Genomic DNA, 15,047 nt, shown 5'->3' with positions numbered 1-15,047 from the left:
GGTCTGTGCCGCGCGGACGGCGCAGCGTGAAAGGAACGGGGTACAAGCATGGAACCGATATCTCCGACGGATGCGCTGTTCCTCATCGGCGAGTCACGCGAGCACCCGATGCATGTGGGGTCGCTGCAACTCTTCGAGCCGCCCAAGGACGCCGGGCCACACTTCGTCCGCGAGTCCTATCAGGCCATGCTCGAGTGCACGGACATCCAGCCGACGTTCCGCAAGCACCCGGCCTTCTTCGGCGGCGTGACCAACCTCGCGTGGTCGTTCGACAAGGACGTCGAGCTCGACTACCACCTGCGCCGCTCGGCGCTGCCCGAGCCGGGGCGGGTCCGCGACCTGCTGGAGCTGGTTTCCCGGCTGCACGGCAGCCTGCTCGACCGCCACCGCCCGATGTGGGAGGCCCACCTGGTCGAGGGGCTGCAGGACGGCCGGTACGCCGTCTACACCAAGTACCACCACTCGCTGATGGACGGCGTGTCCGCGATGCGGCTGGTGCAGCGCGCCTTCACGTCCGACCCCGACGACGACGAGGCGCGCGTGCCGTGGAGCCTCGGGCCGCGCAAGCGCGCCGGCGGCCAGAAACGGCAATCGCTGCTGGAGCGGGCGGGGCGGACCGCGGGGTCCGCGCTCGCATTGGCGCCGTCCTCGCTCAAACTGGCCCGCGCCGCGCTGCTCGAACAACAGCTGACCCTGCCGTTCCAGGCGCCGCGCAGCATGTTCAACGTCCGGATCGGCGGAGCCCGGCGGGTGGCCGCGCAGTCCTGGTCGCTGGACCGGATCAAAGCGGTCAAGTCGGCGGCCGGCGTGACCGTCAACGACGTCGTGCTCGCCATGTGCTCCGGCGCCCTGCGCGCCTACCTGCAAGAGCAGAGCGCGCTACCCGACGCCCCGCTGACCGCGATGGTGCCGGTCAACCTCCGCAAGGCCGACGACGATCGGGGAGGCAACCTGGTCGGCACGTTCCTGTGCAACCTGGCGACCGATCTGGACGACCCGGCGAGGCGCCTCGAGATCGTCAGCACGTCGATCCGCGACACCAAGGAGATCTTCCAACAGCTGCCGTCGGTGCAGCAGCTCGCGCTGTCGGCCTTCAACATCGGCGGCCTGTTCTTCGGGCTGATTCCCGGCTACCTGTCGGCGGCGTCGCCACCGTTCAACATCGTCATCTCCAACGTCTCGGCCGGCCCGTCGGAGCCGCTGTACTGGCGTGGCGCCCGGCTGGACGGCAACTACCCGCTGTCCATCCCGCTCGACGGCCAGGCGGTCAACATCACCGTGACCAACAACGCCGACAACCTCGACTTCGGGCTCGTGGGCTGTCGCCGCAGCGTCCCGCACCTGCAGCGGCTGCTGGGCCACCTGGAGACCTCGCTGAAGGACCTGGAACGCGCCGTCGGGGTGTGAGCCGCGGCTACGGCCTGGTGGTGTAGTCCAGGCACACGGTCGTGCCGTTGGGACGCGCATTGATGGTGCAGTGATCCGCGAGCGCGTGCATCAGTGCGATGCCGCGGGACCGCCGCGGGTCGCTGAGTCGTTGCGGAGAGGGATGGACCCAGGATCCGCGGTCGCTGACGCAGACGCTGATCGATTGGGCGGCCGGGTCGTGGCTTGCCTGCAGTTTCATCGTGCCGGTCGTGCGGTGGTCGCGGTACGCGTGCTCCACACAGTTGGCCAGCGCCTCGTTGACGCCCAGAATGATGTCGTCGCGAATCTGCGGCGGAGCCTCGGTCACCTCCTCGAGCCACCGCCGCAGGGCGCGGCGCATTTCCGCCGCGGTAACCGCGTCGGCGGCACCTGCGCAGGTCAATCGCGCGGGCGTGACAACGGTTGGTGGCAGCAGTGAAGTCATGCAGGAGGCATACCCCGTTGCGGCCGGTCCGCTAACCCGCCGTCCGTATCGCTTTGGCCACAGGCGGGTACAGGTTCGGAATCGGGTTGTCCTACAACGAGATACAGAGGGATCCTATGGACTTTCGTGCATTCATCGAGCCGCAGCAGGGCGCCAGCTACGCCGACCAGGTGGCGGTCGCCCAGACCGCCGAGCAGCTGGGTTTCGGGGCCTTCTTCCGGTCCGACCACTACCTGGCGATGAGCGGCGACGGCCTGCCGGGTCCCACCGACTCGTGGGTGACGCTGGGTGCGATCGCGCGGGAGACGTCGACCATCCGGCTGGGCACCCTGGTGACTTCCGCAACATTCCGCCACCCCGGTCCGCTGGCCATCGCGGTGGCGCAAGTGGACGACATGAGTGGCGGACGCGTCGAATTCGGGCTGGGCAGCGGCTGGTTCGAAAAGGAGCACCAGGCGTACGGCATCCCCTTCCCTGGGCTGCGGGAGCGGTTCGACCGGCTCGAGGAACAGCTGGCCGTCATCACGGGCCTGTGGACGACGCAGCCCGGTGCAACCTTCGACTATGCCGGCGAGTACTACACCATCACCGGGTCGCCGGCGCTGCCCAAACCGGCGCAGGCCCCGCACCCCCCGATCGTCGTCGGCGGGCTGGGCGCCAACCGCACGCCGCGACTGGCGGCGAAGTACGCGGCCGAGTTCAATGTTCCGTTCGCGCCGATCGACGTGGCCGAGAAGCAGTACCAGCGAGTGGCGCGAGCCGTCGCCGCGGCCGGCAGGCCCGAGGACTCGATGATCTACTCGAGCGCATTCGTGCTCTGCGCCGGCCGCAACAATCGCGAACTGGCCCGGCGCGCCGCGGCGATCGGTCGCGATCTGGACGAAATGCGTTCGAACAGCCCACTGGTCGGCTCCCCCACCGAGATCGTCGACAAGTTGGGCGCCTGGAAACGGATCGGGGTGCAGCGCGTCTACACCCAGCTTTTGGACCTGACCGACCTCGCGCACCTGGAGTTGTTGGCGAGCGAGGTTATGCCCCAACTGCTTTGACCGCTGTCACGGGGTTTCGGCGTCCGCGCGCTCCTCTTCGAGCCGGTCCTTGCTGCGCAGCAGCCGCAGCAGCGTCACGAACAGCAGCCCACCGATCATGTTGCCGACCACGGTGTAACCGAACCAACCCAGCCAGGTCAGATAGCCGAACGGGGCGTCGCCTGTGACGAGCGCGCCGAAGATCAGCAGCGAATCCAGGATCGAGTGGAACAGCCGCAGGCCGGCGAGCAGGAACGCGGCGGCCACCGCGGCGGCGATCTTGGCGGGCACCGAATCGGTGCCGTGTTGCATCCGGGTCATCAGCGTGATGACCATGCCGCCCAGGATCGCCAGCACCATGCTCTGGCCGGACAGCGGCGCGGTGGCGAAGTGGGTCCCGGACTCGATGGTCTGCGCGTGCAGCTCGGGAAAGCCGGTCATGATCAGCCACATGATCACCCAGCCGCCGACCAGGTTCGCGAACAGGGTGCCGCCCCACAGCTTGGCCAGCTGGCGCAGGCTGGCGCGCTTGGCGGCCACGGTCACTACGGGAATGATGAAACCTTCGGTGAACAGCTCGCTGCGGCCGAGCAGCAGGGCCAGGAAGCCGATCGAAAAGGCAAGCCCCGCCAGCAGGGGGCGGTGGGTGGCGTCCAGCACAGCGAGGTAGGCGAGCACCCCGATCCCCACCTCGGTGCCGCCGAAGAAGCCGGTCACCAGCACGCCGCGCCAGGTGCGGTGCAGGCGCTGGGTGCCCTCGCTCAGCATCCTGCTGAACGCGTCCTCGAGCTCGTCCTCGATCGGGCTGTCGGTCTGCCCGAGCTGGCGTTGGGTGGTGTCACTCATGGTGGATGGGCTGATACCCGTTATTCGCCGGTTGGATCATTCTGTGTGAGGGATCTGACAGCCCGTCACCTGCGTGGGCGCACCACCGGTGTGACCAGCTCACCGGTGTTGAGGTAACTCTCCAGGTTCCGGATGGCCAGTAAGGCCATCGCCCTGCGGGTCCGCGCGGTGGCGCTGCCGATGTGCGGAAACAACACCACGTTGTCGAGCTGTAAAAGCTCGGTCGGTACCTGCGGTTCGTCGGCGAAGACGTCCAGCCCCGCCCCGGCCAAACCGCCGCCGACCAGCAATTCCACCAGCGCGTCCTGGTCGACGACGCTGCCGCGGGCGATGTTGACCAGGTAACCCTCGGGGCCCAGTGCCTCGAGGACGGAGCGGTCGACCAGGTGGCGAGCGTGCGGATCACCCGTGGTGGCCACGACGAGGACATCGACCGACTCGGCCAGCTCGAACGGCGACGGGGCGTAGCGGTACGGCGATCCGTCGATGCGGTGGCGGTTGTGATACGCGATGGCGCAGTCGAATCCGAGCAGTCTGGTCGCGATCGCCGAGCCGATACGACCCAGACCGAGGATCCCGACCTGCAGGCCACTGACGTCCCGGGCGTACGGGAATGGGCCGTCGCGCACCCATCGGCCCGCCCGAACGTAGCGGTCGGCGGCGCCGAAACGGCGCAGTGTCATCAGGATGAGGCCCAGCGCGGTGTCGGCCACCGTGTCCGAAAGGACGTCGGGTGTGTTGCTGACGCCGATGCCGCGGTGCCGCGCCGCCGGCAGATCGATGAGGTCCACCCCGGCGCCGTTGTTGACGATCACCTCGAGGTTGGGCAGGGCGGCGATCGTGTCGGCGTCAACAGCGGCCGTGCCCGACGTGATCACGATGCGAACGTCGGCCGCATGTTCGGCTAAGAAGTCGGCCCGCGCCGGACCGTCGGGGAGCTTGGGGATCTCGTACCGCGCGGTCAGCTCGGCTTCGAATGTCCGCTCGAAGCGACCGATCCGCAGCGCGTTTCCAATCTTTTTTGTCGTCACCCGTCCATCATCGAGCGTCGGTGAAATATTCGGGCGGCCGCCGTCGTTGTGAGGCTCGACGGTGTCGGGCATTCCCCCGGGTACCACCTTGAGAACCGTCGCTTCGAGCGACCACTTGCCGAGAGGCGCGAAGACGGCACCGTCCCCAACTTTTTCCCATTGCACGGGAAGCAATCCCGCGGCGGCTTGGTTGCACGGCGAATGCGCATCGGAGTTGTGTTCCCGCAAACCGAACTTGGCGGCGACCCCGCGGTCGTCCGTGCATACGGGGAGGGCGTGCAAGAGCTGGGATTCACCCACATCCTGGCCTACGACCATGTCGTGGGCGCCGACCCCCAGGTGCACCACGGCTGGGACGGTCCTTACGACATCGACTCGACGTTTCATGAGCCGTTCGTGATGTTCGGCTATCTCGCCGCGATCACCTCACTCGAGCTGGTCAGCGGCGTCATCATCCTGCCGCAGCGACAGACGGCGTTGGTCGCCAAGCAGGCCGCCGAGGTGGATCTGCTGACCGGCGGACGTTTCCGGCTCGGTGTCGGATTGGGCTGGAACGCGGTCGAATACGAGGCGCTGGGCGAGAGCTTCACCAATCGCGGCAAGCGCTCCGAGGAACAGGTCGAGCTGTTGCGCCGGCTGTGGACCGAACGCTCGGTCACCTTCGCCGGCAAGTACCACACCGTGACCGCGGCTGGGCTGGCCCCGCTGCCCGTCCAACGCCCGATCCCCGTGTGGATCGGCGCGGCATCCGACCGCGGATTGGAGCGCGCGGGGCGGATCGCGGACGGCTGGTTCCCGATGACCGCTCCCGGGCCCGGTCTGGACCCCGCCCGCGAGCTGGTGCAGCGCGCGGCCGCCGCCGCGGGCCGCGACGCGGACAGCCTCGGCATGGAGGACCGGGTCAGCTGGACGGGCGACCGGGACCGGACGGCCCGCCAGATAGCGGGATGGCGCGACGCCGGCGCCACCCACGTGTCGGTCAACACGATGAACGCCGGGCTGGGCACCGTCGACGACCACCTCGCCGTGCTCGGGCGGGTCGCCGCGGACCTGAAGTGACGACGCGTCGCGGCGCGCTGGGCTAGCCGGCGTCGGCTTCGACCAAGCTGAGGTGAATCGCGCGCCGCTCGGCCGTTGATGACTTCCCCCCGTGCCCATACGGTTCCAGCCGTCGGTTGTGCACTTTGACGTCTCCGCCCGTCGCGCAATGCCGGCGCTGCCAGTCGCTGATGGCTTGGTGGGCAGCATGATCGAGGTAGTTGGCCATCAGGTGGATGGTGACCGTGGTGTGCTCGGGGATGGTGGCGAGCACCCCGGTGAGCTTGGGCAGCGCCAGGAAGGTGCACGCCCCTTCGATGATGAGATGCCACTCATCGCCCACAGGTTCTGCTTCCACCCTGGCCCGAACCACCCGCCACCCCGTCACGGTGACTGCCACGGCGAGCCCGATCAGCACGCCATGCAGCAGATTGAGAAAAACGACGGAGACTATGGTCACCAGATAGACGGCGAGATCACCGTTTCGGAGCGCGGTTTCGATGTGTGCGGGCTTCAGCAGCTCGATGCCGATGACGATCAGCAAGCCGGCGAGCGCCGCGGTCGGGATCTGTTCGACCAAACCCGCGAAGGGCACGGCGAACACCAGGATCCAGAACCCGTGCATGATCGTCGATGCCCGAGTCCTGGCCCCCGCGTTGACATTGGCCGCGCTGCGCACGATTACGCCCGCGATGGGAAGACCGCCGATCGCGCCCGACGCCATGTTCGCCGCGCCCTGTCCGATCAGCTCGCGGTTGAAATCGGTGCGCGCCCCGGTGTGCATCCGGTCGATCGCGACCGCCGTCAGCAGGCTCTGCACGCTGGTGATCAGGGTGACCGTGATCACCGCGATCACGACCGCCAGCCAGTTCCCATCCGGGAGCTCGGGCAGCTGCAGCGCCTCGAGCACCGAGCCCTCCAATCGGATGCGGGACACGTTGAACGGCAACATGACCGAGATGACCGTCACGGCGACGATCGCGACCAGCGGACCGGGGATCTTGGCCACCCGCGACGGCGCCCAGCGCCACGCGATCAGGATGGCGATGACGAGCAGCCCCAGCACGAGGCCGGGCCGGTGCGCACCGGCAATCTGCGCGGGCAGGCCGACGACGTTCGTCCAGGCCGAGCTCTGCGATTCCCCGCCCAGCAATACGTGCACCTGCTGCAAGGCGATGGTGATTCCGATGCCGGCGAGCATGGCGTGCACAACAACCGGAGAGATCGCCAGAGCGGCCCGCGCAATCCGGCTGATACCCAACACGACTTGCAGGGCTCCGGCAATGACCGTGATCAAACATGTTACGGCCCAGCCAAATTGGGATACCAGGTCGGCGACGATCACGGTCAGTCCGGCCGCCGGCCCGCTGACCTGCAACGGCGACCCACCAAAACATCCGGCGACGATTCCGCCGACGATGGCCGCGATCAAGCCGGAAAGCACCGGGGCGCCGGAGGCGAGCGCGATCCCCAACGACAATGGAAGAGCCACCAGGAATACCACCAAGGACGCCGGGAAGTCGTACTTGATGGTCGCGCGAAAACCGGTCGCCGCGAGTGCCTGCCTCGGCGGCGCGTACCCCGGTTGATCGGCGTGTTGCATGGGCCCTCCCGGGTTACGCGTAGGGGCACGTTCGGACCTCCGCCCATAACGCGGACGAATCGTGCAATATAAAGCCCTGAAGCACAGGCGATTACATTCGCCTAGAACAGCATTGTTCTGCTGAGCCTGTGACGGCTTATGCGTACCGAAGGTATGGGCCGACCAGGCGGGTCGCAACCCGACGGGCCACGCGCATATCGAATGCAAATCTTTTGCCGCACAAAATCGTCGGAGCCGTGAGAATTGCGGTTGGCGGCGGTCGGAAGCGAAAACGGCTGGGCGGCGGCCCATTTACTCCAGGACGAAGACCGGAATCTGGCGCGTCGTCTTCGTCTGGTATTCGGCGTACGGCGGATACGCTTCGATCGCCCGCTGCCACCATTGTTCGCGCTCGGCACCCTGCAGCTCGCGCGCTCTCAGCGTGACGACCCTGTCCCCGTCCTGCAGCGTCACCTCGGGGTTGGCCTGCAGGTTGAAGTACCACAACGGATGCTCGGGCGCGCCGCCCTTCGACGCGACTATGGCGTAACGGCCGTCGCTTTCGACGCGCATCAGCGGCACATAGCGTTTCTTGCCGGATTTCGCTCCGGTCACGGTCAGCAGGACCACGGGCCGATCGAAGATTTCGACCCCGTCGGTAGTGCCTTGTTTCAGGATCTGTTCGGTCTGCTCGCGCACCCAGTCCCGCGGGCTCAGTTCGATGTCGTCGGCCATACCCGATCTCAACATGTCGTCGGGCGTTAGTCATCCCTGAAGACGATCGGTTCCTCGAGCGCGTACAGTGGTCGATATCGCTTAAATGAGCTAACTAACCGCAGTGAGGAGCCTGGTAGTGGCCCGTACCGAGAACGACACCTGGGATCTGGCCTCCAGCGTCGGAGCCACCGCAACGGCGGTCGCCGCGCAGCGGGCGATCGCGTCCAAAGGGCCCGATCCCCTGCTGCACGATCCCTTCGCCGAGCCCCTCGTTCGCGCGGTGGGCACCGAGATGTTCGTCAAGCTCCTCGACAACGAGGTCGACCGGTCGGACGATCCCCTGTTGAACCGGCAGGCCGTCAATGAGCAGATCACAGTGCGCACGCGCTTCTTCGACGACTTCTTCCTTCGGGCAACCCAATCCGGTGTCCGGCAGGCGGTGATCCTGGCGTCTGGGCTCGACACGCGCGCCTACCGGCTGCCCTGGCCCGACGGCACGGTGGTTTACGAGATCGACCAACCCGAGGTCATCGAGTTCAAGACGCGGGTGCTGGCCGATCTGGGCGCTCGGCCCACCGCCGAGCGCCGCACGGTGGCGATCGATCTGCGTGAGGACTGGCCGGCCGCGCTGGTCGAGGCGGGATTCGACGCGAACGCGCCGACGGCGTGGAGCGCCGAAGGACTGCTCATCTACCTGCCACCCGACGCGCAGGACCGGCTGTTCGACAACATCGCCGCGTTGTCGGCGCCGGGCAGCCAGGTCGCGACCGAGCACATGGACATGCGCAACATCCCGTCGGATTGGGCGCAGAAGCTGACCGAACGGTCCCAACGCCTCGGCTCCACCATCAACCTGGCCGAGCTCTTCTACACCGGCGACCGCAACACCGCGGCCGAATACCTGGCCGCACACGGCTGGCGTGTCGACATCCGGACGACCGAGCAGGCCTTTGCCGCGCACGGGTTCGAGGTACCCGACGACGAGCTGGCGTCGTTCGGCGCAGACTCCGGTTACTTGACGGCGAGCCTCGAGTAGCGCGCGCGGTCCATATCAATTCCATTGACATATATCAGCGCGGTTGATATAACTGGTGCATGTCTCAGCCGACTCAGGAAATGTTTGAATCCGCCTATCGGGGCGAGGCCCCCGAGATGGGCGAGGGTAATCGGCCGCCGTGGAGCATCGGCGAGCCGCAGCCGGAGATCGCGGCCCTCATCGAGGCCGGGAAGTTCCACGGTGACGTGCTCGATGCCGGTTGCGGTGAGGCGGCGGTGTCGCTGTTTCTCGCCGAACGTGGCTTCACCACGGTGGGCCTCGACCAGTCGCCGACCGCCATCAAGTTGGCGCGCGAGAAGGCCGCCCGGCGCGGCCTTACCAATGCGACCTTCGACGTCGCCGACATCAGCTCGTTCGGCGGCTACGACGGCCGCTTCGGGACCATCGTCGACTCCACGCTTTTCCACTCCATGCCCGTCGAACTGCGCGAGGGTTATCAGCAGTCCATCGTGCGGGCCGCCGCCCCCGGCGCCTCGTACTTTGTGCTCGTGTTCGACCGCGCGGGGATGCCGACCGACGGCCCGGTCAACGCGGTCACCGAGGACGAGCTGCGGGACGTGGTGTCCAAGTACTGGGTGATCGACGAGATCCGGCCGGCGCGCATTCACGCCAACGTGCCCGACGCCGTCGCGGAAGGTTTCCAGGCTTTCGGTGGTGCCGACATCCGCGACGAAGGCAACGGCCGCAAGTCGATCGGTGCCTGGCTGCTCTCCGCGCATCTGCGCTAGCCGGCACGAACGGCCGGCCAGGTTTCGATGCCTGGCATTCGGGAGATCCTGACTGGAGCATCGCAGACGGTCAGAGGAGATCACGTGGACCAGCAGGTAAATTTCGACCCGCCATCCGCGCCCGAGGACGCCCGGCAGGCGACCGAAGAACAGCGCAAGTTGCAAGAGCAATTGGAGCACCAGAACGAAGACCCGGACGCGCCGGGGCTACACCAGTCCCGGCGTGACCTACCCGACGAGAGCACACGCTAGCCGGGCGGCGACGGTCGGTGCGGGGCGCACCGAAAGGGGTTGTGCGCCAACATTCTACGAGCCGTGATCTGCGTGTAACTTTCGGCGGTCGTGCGCCAGGACTACCGCCGCCAGCCCCACCAGCATCAGGCCGCCCAGCGCCGCCGTAGGAATGTTTGATCATCTGCGCGCCTACGTCATGCACACGTTGGCGAAAATCAACACCGGCCAGGACACGATCGAGCCGAGAAACGAGACCACCAGGTCAATACCGTGCATGTCGTGCAGGTGGCTGGTGTGGGTGGATGACCAGATCACCCCGACGATCAGGTAAGGCGTGCCCAGTAGCACGGCCAAGCCCAGCAGCTCGGCGATCGTCAATTGGTAGTCCAGCAGTTGACGGAGCTTATGAAGCATTGGCGTGCCTTTCGCGGGGCGCTACGTACCGGCGACCCCGTATGTTAATGGCGATTCAAGCTGGTGGATAGCATCTATCCAGGATGCGCGGGGTCCACTCAGGGAGATTTCGCTGTGCTTGAGGGCGTTTCGAGTCGACCGGCGCGGCCGGTCGAATGCCCGCGTAAACGCAAGTGCAGTAAGATTCGGGAGCCGGCGCGGGGCCCGAGCCGTTACCGGCGACGCACCGTCCCGGAAGGTGGGGCGGAGTCGCCGAGGATAGTGGTGGCCATCAATCGGCGCAGTGTCGCGCGGGCGGACTGGCTGGGACCGGGGATGACGAGCTGCCCGACGTCGACGGCCAGCGCGAAGGCGGCGTGAACGGCGTACCGCGCCCGGCCCAGCGAAAGCCCGGGGCGCGCAGCCACCGCCAGCCGGGCCCATGACTCGACCGTGGAGCGGTGAATGTTGTAGAGGAGCACCGCTTCCGCGTCCGGCACGTTGTGGCGCTCCGTGTAATAAACGCGGGCCAGTTCGGGGTTGGCGAGCAACCGGTTGATGAACGCGTCGATCAGCTGCTGTAGGGACTGCTTCGGATCGCCCCCCGCGGCCAAGATGGTGGACAGGTCGCCGGAGAGCTGGTCGGCGCCGCGGCGATACGAGACGGCCAGTATCGCGGCCTTGCTGGGGAAGTACTGGTAGATGCTCGCCACCGGTATGCCGACGGCCGCCGCGATGTCCTCCATGCCGGTTTCGCGATACCCACGCTCGTTGAACAATCGGATCGATTCGTGCAACAGCAGTTCATAGCTGCCGACCGCGCTCGGCATCGTCACTACCTGAGCGGATTCCGGCTCACTCGGCCGTTGCACGGGGACGTCCGCCTTCAGCACCGCAGCCACGATGTCGGCCAGCGTGACCCGGATTTCGTCATTGCTCAGCCGGGAGCGGTGGTCGGTGATGCTGCCGATGACGCTCAACACCGCCGCCGAGAGCACCCACCGTTGTCTCGACTGCAGTTTGGGCCGGAGTCTGATCAATGGCCGCTGCAGGCGCCGGTTGACCAGCCTCACCTGCCCGGTGAGCACGTCCTCGTCTTCGCCGTGCAGGTATCGGCCCTCCCATCGATAGAGCCCGCCGGCGGTGCGGTTGATGATCGCGGTGTCGATCAGCGCGCCGGTCAGTGCGCGCAACGTTTCCTGCGGGTCCGCGTCATCAGGCAGGTGATCGGCGAACTCGGTGGCGTCCACAAGCAGCTGACCGAGTGACAGAACCGCGGAGCGGAACAAGTCGTATTTGCCCTGCGAATGCCGATACAGCGCCGCCGCCGAGATCCCGACCCGGGACGCGATGTTCTCCATGCTCACCGCGTGGTAGCCGAGCTCGCTGAAGGCGTCGCCGGCGGCCCTGGCGATCTGCGCTTTGCGGTCCCTCGGTCGCCGCTTCACTGGGTTTGCGGACGAGCCGCCGGCCGGCGTCATAGAGATCACCGTAGCCGCAGCGGCGTTGTTGGGAAGCCGCGCGGCCGACCGGTTTTTCGGGGCGCCGCCGTGGCCGGTTGAGAACTCGATCGAGAGCTACCCTCGCACACTCGAGGGGGGTCCGCACGGCACTTCCATCCGCTGGTCGGCCGAGGCCGCAGCCATCAGTTCGGGCCGCCGGCCCGCGTTCGCGGCGGCCGTGCGGCGCGCCCGGGCTCCCCGGCCGCTCAGCCAGCAGGCCAAGCCGCCCAGAACCAAGCCGACCCCGACACCTACGTCGGGACGCTGGCCCAGTATGAGCCAGGACATCAGCCCCGCGACCGCGGGAATGACGGCGAACAGCATCGCCACCGCCGCCGCGCCGTGGGCGTTGATGGCGCGCACATAGAGGCTCACCGCGAGGGTCGCGTTCAACAGCACCATGCCGCCGATCGCGATCGCCGCCTGCCGGACGTCATGCACGGTGAACGGCGTCAGCAGCGCAAGCACCGCCGCGGGAATCAGCGCGACCGCATTCTGCATCGCGCTCATCGTGCGGAAGTCGACGCCCGCGCAGAAGCGCTGTTGGTAAACACCGCCGGCCGAAAGCCCAAGTAGGGCAACACCAAGCAGCACGATGACGGGGTCCAGGCCGTGGGTGCTCGTCAGCCTTCTGGCACACGCCGCGAGCACCGCGACAACACCGAGGGCGAGCGCGGCCACCCGTTGCCGGCCGAGCGGCTCACCCAGGAACACCGCGGCCATAATGGCCGTGGCGACCGGGTTCATCGCGATCACCACCGCGCACAGCACCGCCGGCGACCCGAGCTGAAAGGCCTCGTAACAGCAGCAGAACTGCACGGCTTGGATCAGCAGACCGACCACCACGACGTGGCCCAACTGCGCCCCCCGCGGCCAGGGCGCCTTGGCGACCACCGCCCAGACAGCCAAAATTGTTGCGGCCAAAGCAAATCGCAACACCAAAGCGGCCATGGGTGCCATGGCGGTCACCGCCAACACACCGATGGGGTATCCGAGCGCGTAAAAGAACGTCACCGCCGACGCGGTGGTCAGCGGCATGCGCGGCAAGTCCATGAGACCCATGCTCGCCCAGGCCGCCCTCCACAGTCCAACGAATATTGCTGATCGCGATTGATCGCGTTGTCTTATCGGTAGGCCGGGCACAGGGCCGAGATTGGCGTATCCGCCGCGACAATTGATTCTGATGACTGATCAGACTATGGTGCCGCTATGGCCCAGGTGCTCGACATCGCACCGCTGCGCAGCCTCGTCGCCGTCGCCGACTGTGGCGGGTTTCACCGCGCGGCCGCCGCGCTGCACCTGAGCCAGTCCGCGGTCAGCCAGCACTTGCGCCGAGTCGAAGCCGTCGTCGGCGAGCCGCTGATCCAGCGCTCCGGCCGCGGCATCGTCTTCACCGAAATCGGTTTGAAGGCTCTGCGGCATGCCCGGACGATCTTGGCCGCCCACGACACGGCGCTTGACGACCTGGGGGCCACAGAGCCCAAACTCCTGACCGTCGGGGCCACGGAGCACGGTGCTGACGTGATGCTTGCCGGACTGACGAGCATCCTGCGCGAGCGGCTTCCCGACCGGCGGGTGCGTTTCCGGCTCGACCGCAACGTGTCGCTGGCCGACTCGATCGAACGCGGGCTGGTCGACTTGGCCATCATGCTCGACGGCTCTGGATTGGATCGCGCCAACGCATCAGGACTCGTACGGCTGCAATGGATTTCGGCGCGCACGCTGGCCGTCCTCCCTCGCGAGCCCCTGCCGCTGGTGGTCTTTTCCGAACCGTGCACCTTGCGCGAACCGGCCTTCGCGATCCTCGAAAACCACGGCATCGCCTACGAGATCGCCGCCGAGTGTGGCGACCTGTCCGGCCTGTACGCGGCGGTACGGTCCGGCCTCGGGGTGGCATTGCTGCCGCTGATCGGCAAACTGCCCGACGGGCTGTGTCCCGCCGAGGGGCTGCCGCCGGCCAACAACGCATCGGTGCTGGTTCGTGGGCGCACCGGCATTGACCCGGAGTTGCTGGCCACGGTCGACGACGCGGTGCGTGACGTGCTGGCCGCCTCGGGCTGAGCGCCTGCGATTGAGGCCTTTCGTCTATTTTCCGGACTGACGAAACGCCACTGTCTATCATCGGCCGCAAACCGATACCGGACTACCGATTTCGCTATCAGACTGCCGGCCATCCCGAGCCAGCGCCGCAAGCAGAGGAGTTACCGGAATGACCGATCCTGTCGCCCCGTTGGCCGGCAAAGTCGCCTACGTGACCGGGGCCGCCCGCGGCCAGGGTCGCTCCCATTGCATCCGGCTGGCCAGGGCCGGCGCCGACATCGTCGCTATCGATGCCTGCGCGCCCGTCGCCGAACACAACGGCTATCCGCCCGCCCTGCCCGAAGACCTTGCCGAGACCGTCAACCTGGTGGAGGGTGAGGGCCGCAAGATCCTCGCCGACGAGGTCGACGTCCGAGACCTTGCCGGTCAACAGCGGGTGGTGGCGAACGCCATCGAACAGTTCGGCCGGCTCGACATCGTCGTCGCCAACGCCGGTGTGCTGAATTGGGGCCGCATATGGGAGATTTCGCCCCAGCAGTGGCAGGAGACAATCGATATCAACCTCACCGGACTGTGGAACACCATGAAAGCTGTGGTGCCCGCGATGATCGCCGCCGGAAACGGCGGGTCGATCATCAACATCAGCTCCGCGGCCGGAATCAAAGCCGTCCCGGGCTGTGGGCATTACTGCGCAAGTAAATTCGGTGTCGTCGGGCTCACCAACTCGTTGGCCGTCGAGCTCGGCGAGTTCGGCATCCGCGTGAACTCCGTGCATCCGTACGGCACCGACACCCCGATGGGCAACGACCTGTCGATGTACCAAACCTTCCAAGACCATCCGCATTACATCCACAGCTTCTCGCCCGGGGCGCTCCCCACCGATTCCCTGGCACCGCCGGACACGATCTCCGACATCGTGGTGTGGCTTGCCGGCGATGCGTCGTCATTGGTCACCGCCGCCCAAATTCCGGCTGACAAGGGCTATCTCAAGATCTGAGC

16 protein-coding genes are annotated in these 15,047 nt (G+C 66.9%); 8 read left to right on the top strand and 8 right to left on the bottom strand.

Translation table 11 applies throughout. The features are described 5' to 3' along the window. Positions 1-48: 48 nt before the first annotated feature. A complete protein-coding gene (locus A5681_RS07970) occupies positions 49-1,407 on the top strand; it encodes a WS/DGAT/MGAT family O-acyltransferase (RefSeq protein WP_067271780.1) in 1,359 nt (452 codons plus the stop codon). A 7-nt stretch (positions 1,408-1,414) separates the two neighbouring features. On the opposite strand, the gene A5681_RS07965 is transcribed toward A5681_RS07970, so the two are convergent. Continuing rightward, the gene (locus tag A5681_RS07965; protein WP_067271777.1) at positions 1,415-1,852 is read right to left on the bottom strand and encodes an ATP-binding protein; all 438 of its coding nucleotides are present in this window, start codon (positions 1,850-1,852) and stop codon (positions 1,415-1,417) included. Positions 1,853-1,968: 116 nt separating this feature from the next. On the opposite strand from A5681_RS07965, the gene A5681_RS07960 reads away from it, so the two are divergent. Further along, positions 1,969-2,901, top strand: coding sequence for an LLM class F420-dependent oxidoreductase (locus A5681_RS07960; RefSeq protein WP_067271773.1), 933 nt, complete (start codon positions 1,969-1,971; stop codon positions 2,899-2,901). A gap of 6 nt (positions 2,902-2,907) precedes the next feature. Here the strand turns inward: A5681_RS07960 and A5681_RS07955 are convergent, their stop codons facing one another. Next, complete coding sequence (locus A5681_RS07955) at positions 2,908-3,726, bottom strand: formate/nitrite transporter family protein (RefSeq protein WP_067271770.1); 819 nt, start codon at positions 3,724-3,726, stop codon at positions 2,908-2,910. A gap of 65 nt (positions 3,727-3,791) precedes the next feature. Next, positions 3,792-4,829 (bottom strand): 2-hydroxyacid dehydrogenase, encoded by a 1,038-nt coding sequence (locus A5681_RS07950; protein WP_197498541.1) that lies wholly within the window; start codon positions 4,827-4,829, stop codon positions 3,792-3,794. A gap of 129 nt (positions 4,830-4,958) precedes the next feature. On the opposite strand from A5681_RS07950, the gene A5681_RS07945 reads away from it, so the two are divergent. Continuing rightward, positions 4,959-5,816 (top strand): LLM class F420-dependent oxidoreductase, encoded by an 858-nt coding sequence (locus A5681_RS07945; protein WP_067271766.1) that lies wholly within the window; start codon positions 4,959-4,961, stop codon positions 5,814-5,816. Between the two features lie 22 nt (positions 5,817-5,838). Here A5681_RS07945 and A5681_RS07940 read toward each other — a convergent pair whose 3' ends face one another. Together A5681_RS07940 and A5681_RS07935 are read right to left on the bottom strand one after the other, a co-directional pair. Continuing rightward, positions 5,839-7,398, bottom strand: a complete 1,560-nt coding sequence (locus tag A5681_RS07940) for a SulP family inorganic anion transporter (protein ID WP_067271762.1) — start codon at positions 7,396-7,398, stop codon at positions 5,839-5,841. A gap of 291 nt (positions 7,399-7,689) precedes the next feature. Next, entirely contained in the window at positions 7,690-8,112 is a 423-nt protein-coding gene (locus A5681_RS07935; RefSeq protein WP_067271758.1) for a nitroreductase family deazaflavin-dependent oxidoreductase, read from the bottom strand. A gap of 118 nt (positions 8,113-8,230) precedes the next feature. Here A5681_RS07935 and A5681_RS07930 point away from each other — a divergent pair, with 118 nt between their 5' ends. The 3 genes from A5681_RS07930 (at position 8,231) to A5681_RS27390 (ending at position 10,131) form a co-directional block, all read left to right on the top strand. Beyond that, positions 8,231-9,130 (top strand): class I SAM-dependent methyltransferase, encoded by a 900-nt coding sequence (locus tag A5681_RS07930; RefSeq protein WP_067271755.1) that lies wholly within the window; start codon positions 8,231-8,233, stop codon positions 9,128-9,130. A 59-nt stretch (positions 9,131-9,189) separates the two neighbouring features. Further along, positions 9,190-9,879, top strand: coding sequence for a class I SAM-dependent methyltransferase (locus tag A5681_RS07925; protein ID WP_067271752.1), 690 nt, complete (start codon positions 9,190-9,192; stop codon positions 9,877-9,879). A gap of 84 nt (positions 9,880-9,963) precedes the next feature. Continuing rightward, complete coding sequence (locus A5681_RS27390) at positions 9,964-10,131, top strand: hypothetical protein (protein ID WP_197498540.1); 168 nt, start codon at positions 9,964-9,966, stop codon at positions 10,129-10,131. Positions 10,132-10,302: 171 nt separating this feature from the next. On the opposite strand, the gene A5681_RS07920 is transcribed toward A5681_RS27390, so the two are convergent. From A5681_RS07920 to A5681_RS07910, 3 genes are all read right to left on the bottom strand, one after another. Next, a complete protein-coding gene (locus A5681_RS07920; protein WP_067271750.1) occupies positions 10,303-10,527 on the bottom strand; it encodes a hypothetical protein in 225 nt (74 codons plus the stop codon). Positions 10,528-10,739: 212 nt separating this feature from the next. Beyond that, positions 10,740-11,954 (bottom strand): TetR/AcrR family transcriptional regulator, encoded by a 1,215-nt coding sequence (locus tag A5681_RS07915; RefSeq protein ID WP_197498544.1) that lies wholly within the window; start codon positions 11,952-11,954, stop codon positions 10,740-10,742. 129 nt (positions 11,955-12,083) lie between these two features. Then, positions 12,084-13,046 (bottom strand): DMT family transporter, encoded by a 963-nt coding sequence (locus A5681_RS07910; RefSeq protein ID WP_082968253.1) that lies wholly within the window; start codon positions 13,044-13,046, stop codon positions 12,084-12,086. A gap of 171 nt (positions 13,047-13,217) precedes the next feature. Here A5681_RS07910 and A5681_RS07905 point away from each other — a divergent pair, with 171 nt between their 5' ends. Next, entirely contained in the window at positions 13,218-14,069 is an 852-nt protein-coding gene (locus A5681_RS07905; RefSeq protein ID WP_067271744.1) for a LysR family transcriptional regulator, read from the top strand. A 148-nt stretch (positions 14,070-14,217) separates the two neighbouring features. Continuing rightward, positions 14,218-15,045, top strand: coding sequence for a mycofactocin-coupled SDR family oxidoreductase (locus A5681_RS07900; RefSeq protein ID WP_067271741.1), 828 nt, complete (start codon positions 14,218-14,220; stop codon positions 15,043-15,045). Positions 15,046-15,047: the final 2 nt, after the last annotated feature.

Source organism: Mycobacterium scrofulaceum (assembly GCF_001667885.1).
GTDB lineage: Bacteria > Actinomycetota > Actinomycetes > Mycobacteriales > Mycobacteriaceae > Mycobacterium > Mycobacterium scrofulaceum_C.
This window is presented reverse-complemented; position numbering and strand designations above follow the sequence as displayed.

Bases quoted from the DNA above. Each gene is read 5' to 3' on its own strand.
- A5681_RS07970 (WP_067271780.1), top strand. From the start codon at position 49: ATGGAACCGATATCTCCGACGGATGCGCTGTTCCTCATCGGCGAGTCA.
- A5681_RS07965 (WP_067271777.1), bottom strand. From the start codon at position 1,852: ATGACTTCACTGCTGCCACCAACCGTTGTCACGCCCGCGCGATTGACC.
- A5681_RS07960 (WP_067271773.1), top strand. From the start codon at position 1,969: ATGGACTTTCGTGCATTCATCGAGCCGCAGCAGGGCGCCAGCTACGCC.
- A5681_RS07955 (WP_067271770.1), bottom strand. From the start codon at position 3,726: ATGAGTGACACCACCCAACGCCAGCTCGGGCAGACCGACAGCCCGATC.
- A5681_RS07950 (WP_197498541.1), bottom strand. From the start codon at position 4,829: ATGCCCGACACCGTCGAGCCTCACAACGACGGCGGCCGCCCGAATATT.
- A5681_RS07945 (WP_067271766.1), top strand. From the start codon at position 4,959: ATGCGCATCGGAGTTGTGTTCCCGCAAACCGAACTTGGCGGCGACCCC.
- A5681_RS07940 (WP_067271762.1), bottom strand. From the start codon at position 7,398: ATGCAACACGCCGATCAACCGGGGTACGCGCCGCCGAGGCAGGCACTC.
- A5681_RS07935 (WP_067271758.1), bottom strand. From the start codon at position 8,112: ATGGCCGACGACATCGAACTGAGCCCGCGGGACTGGGTGCGCGAGCAG.
- A5681_RS07925 (WP_067271752.1), top strand. From the start codon at position 9,190: ATGTCTCAGCCGACTCAGGAAATGTTTGAATCCGCCTATCGGGGCGAG.
- A5681_RS07920 (WP_067271750.1), bottom strand. From the start codon at position 10,527: ATGCTTCATAAGCTCCGTCAACTGCTGGACTACCAATTGACGATCGCC.
- A5681_RS07910 (WP_082968253.1), bottom strand. From the start codon at position 13,046: ATGCCGCTGACCACCGCGTCGGCGGTGACGTTCTTTTACGCGCTCGGA.
- A5681_RS07905 (WP_067271744.1), top strand. From the start codon at position 13,218: ATGGCCCAGGTGCTCGACATCGCACCGCTGCGCAGCCTCGTCGCCGTC.
- A5681_RS07900 (WP_067271741.1), top strand. From the start codon at position 14,218: ATGACCGATCCTGTCGCCCCGTTGGCCGGCAAAGTCGCCTACGTGACC.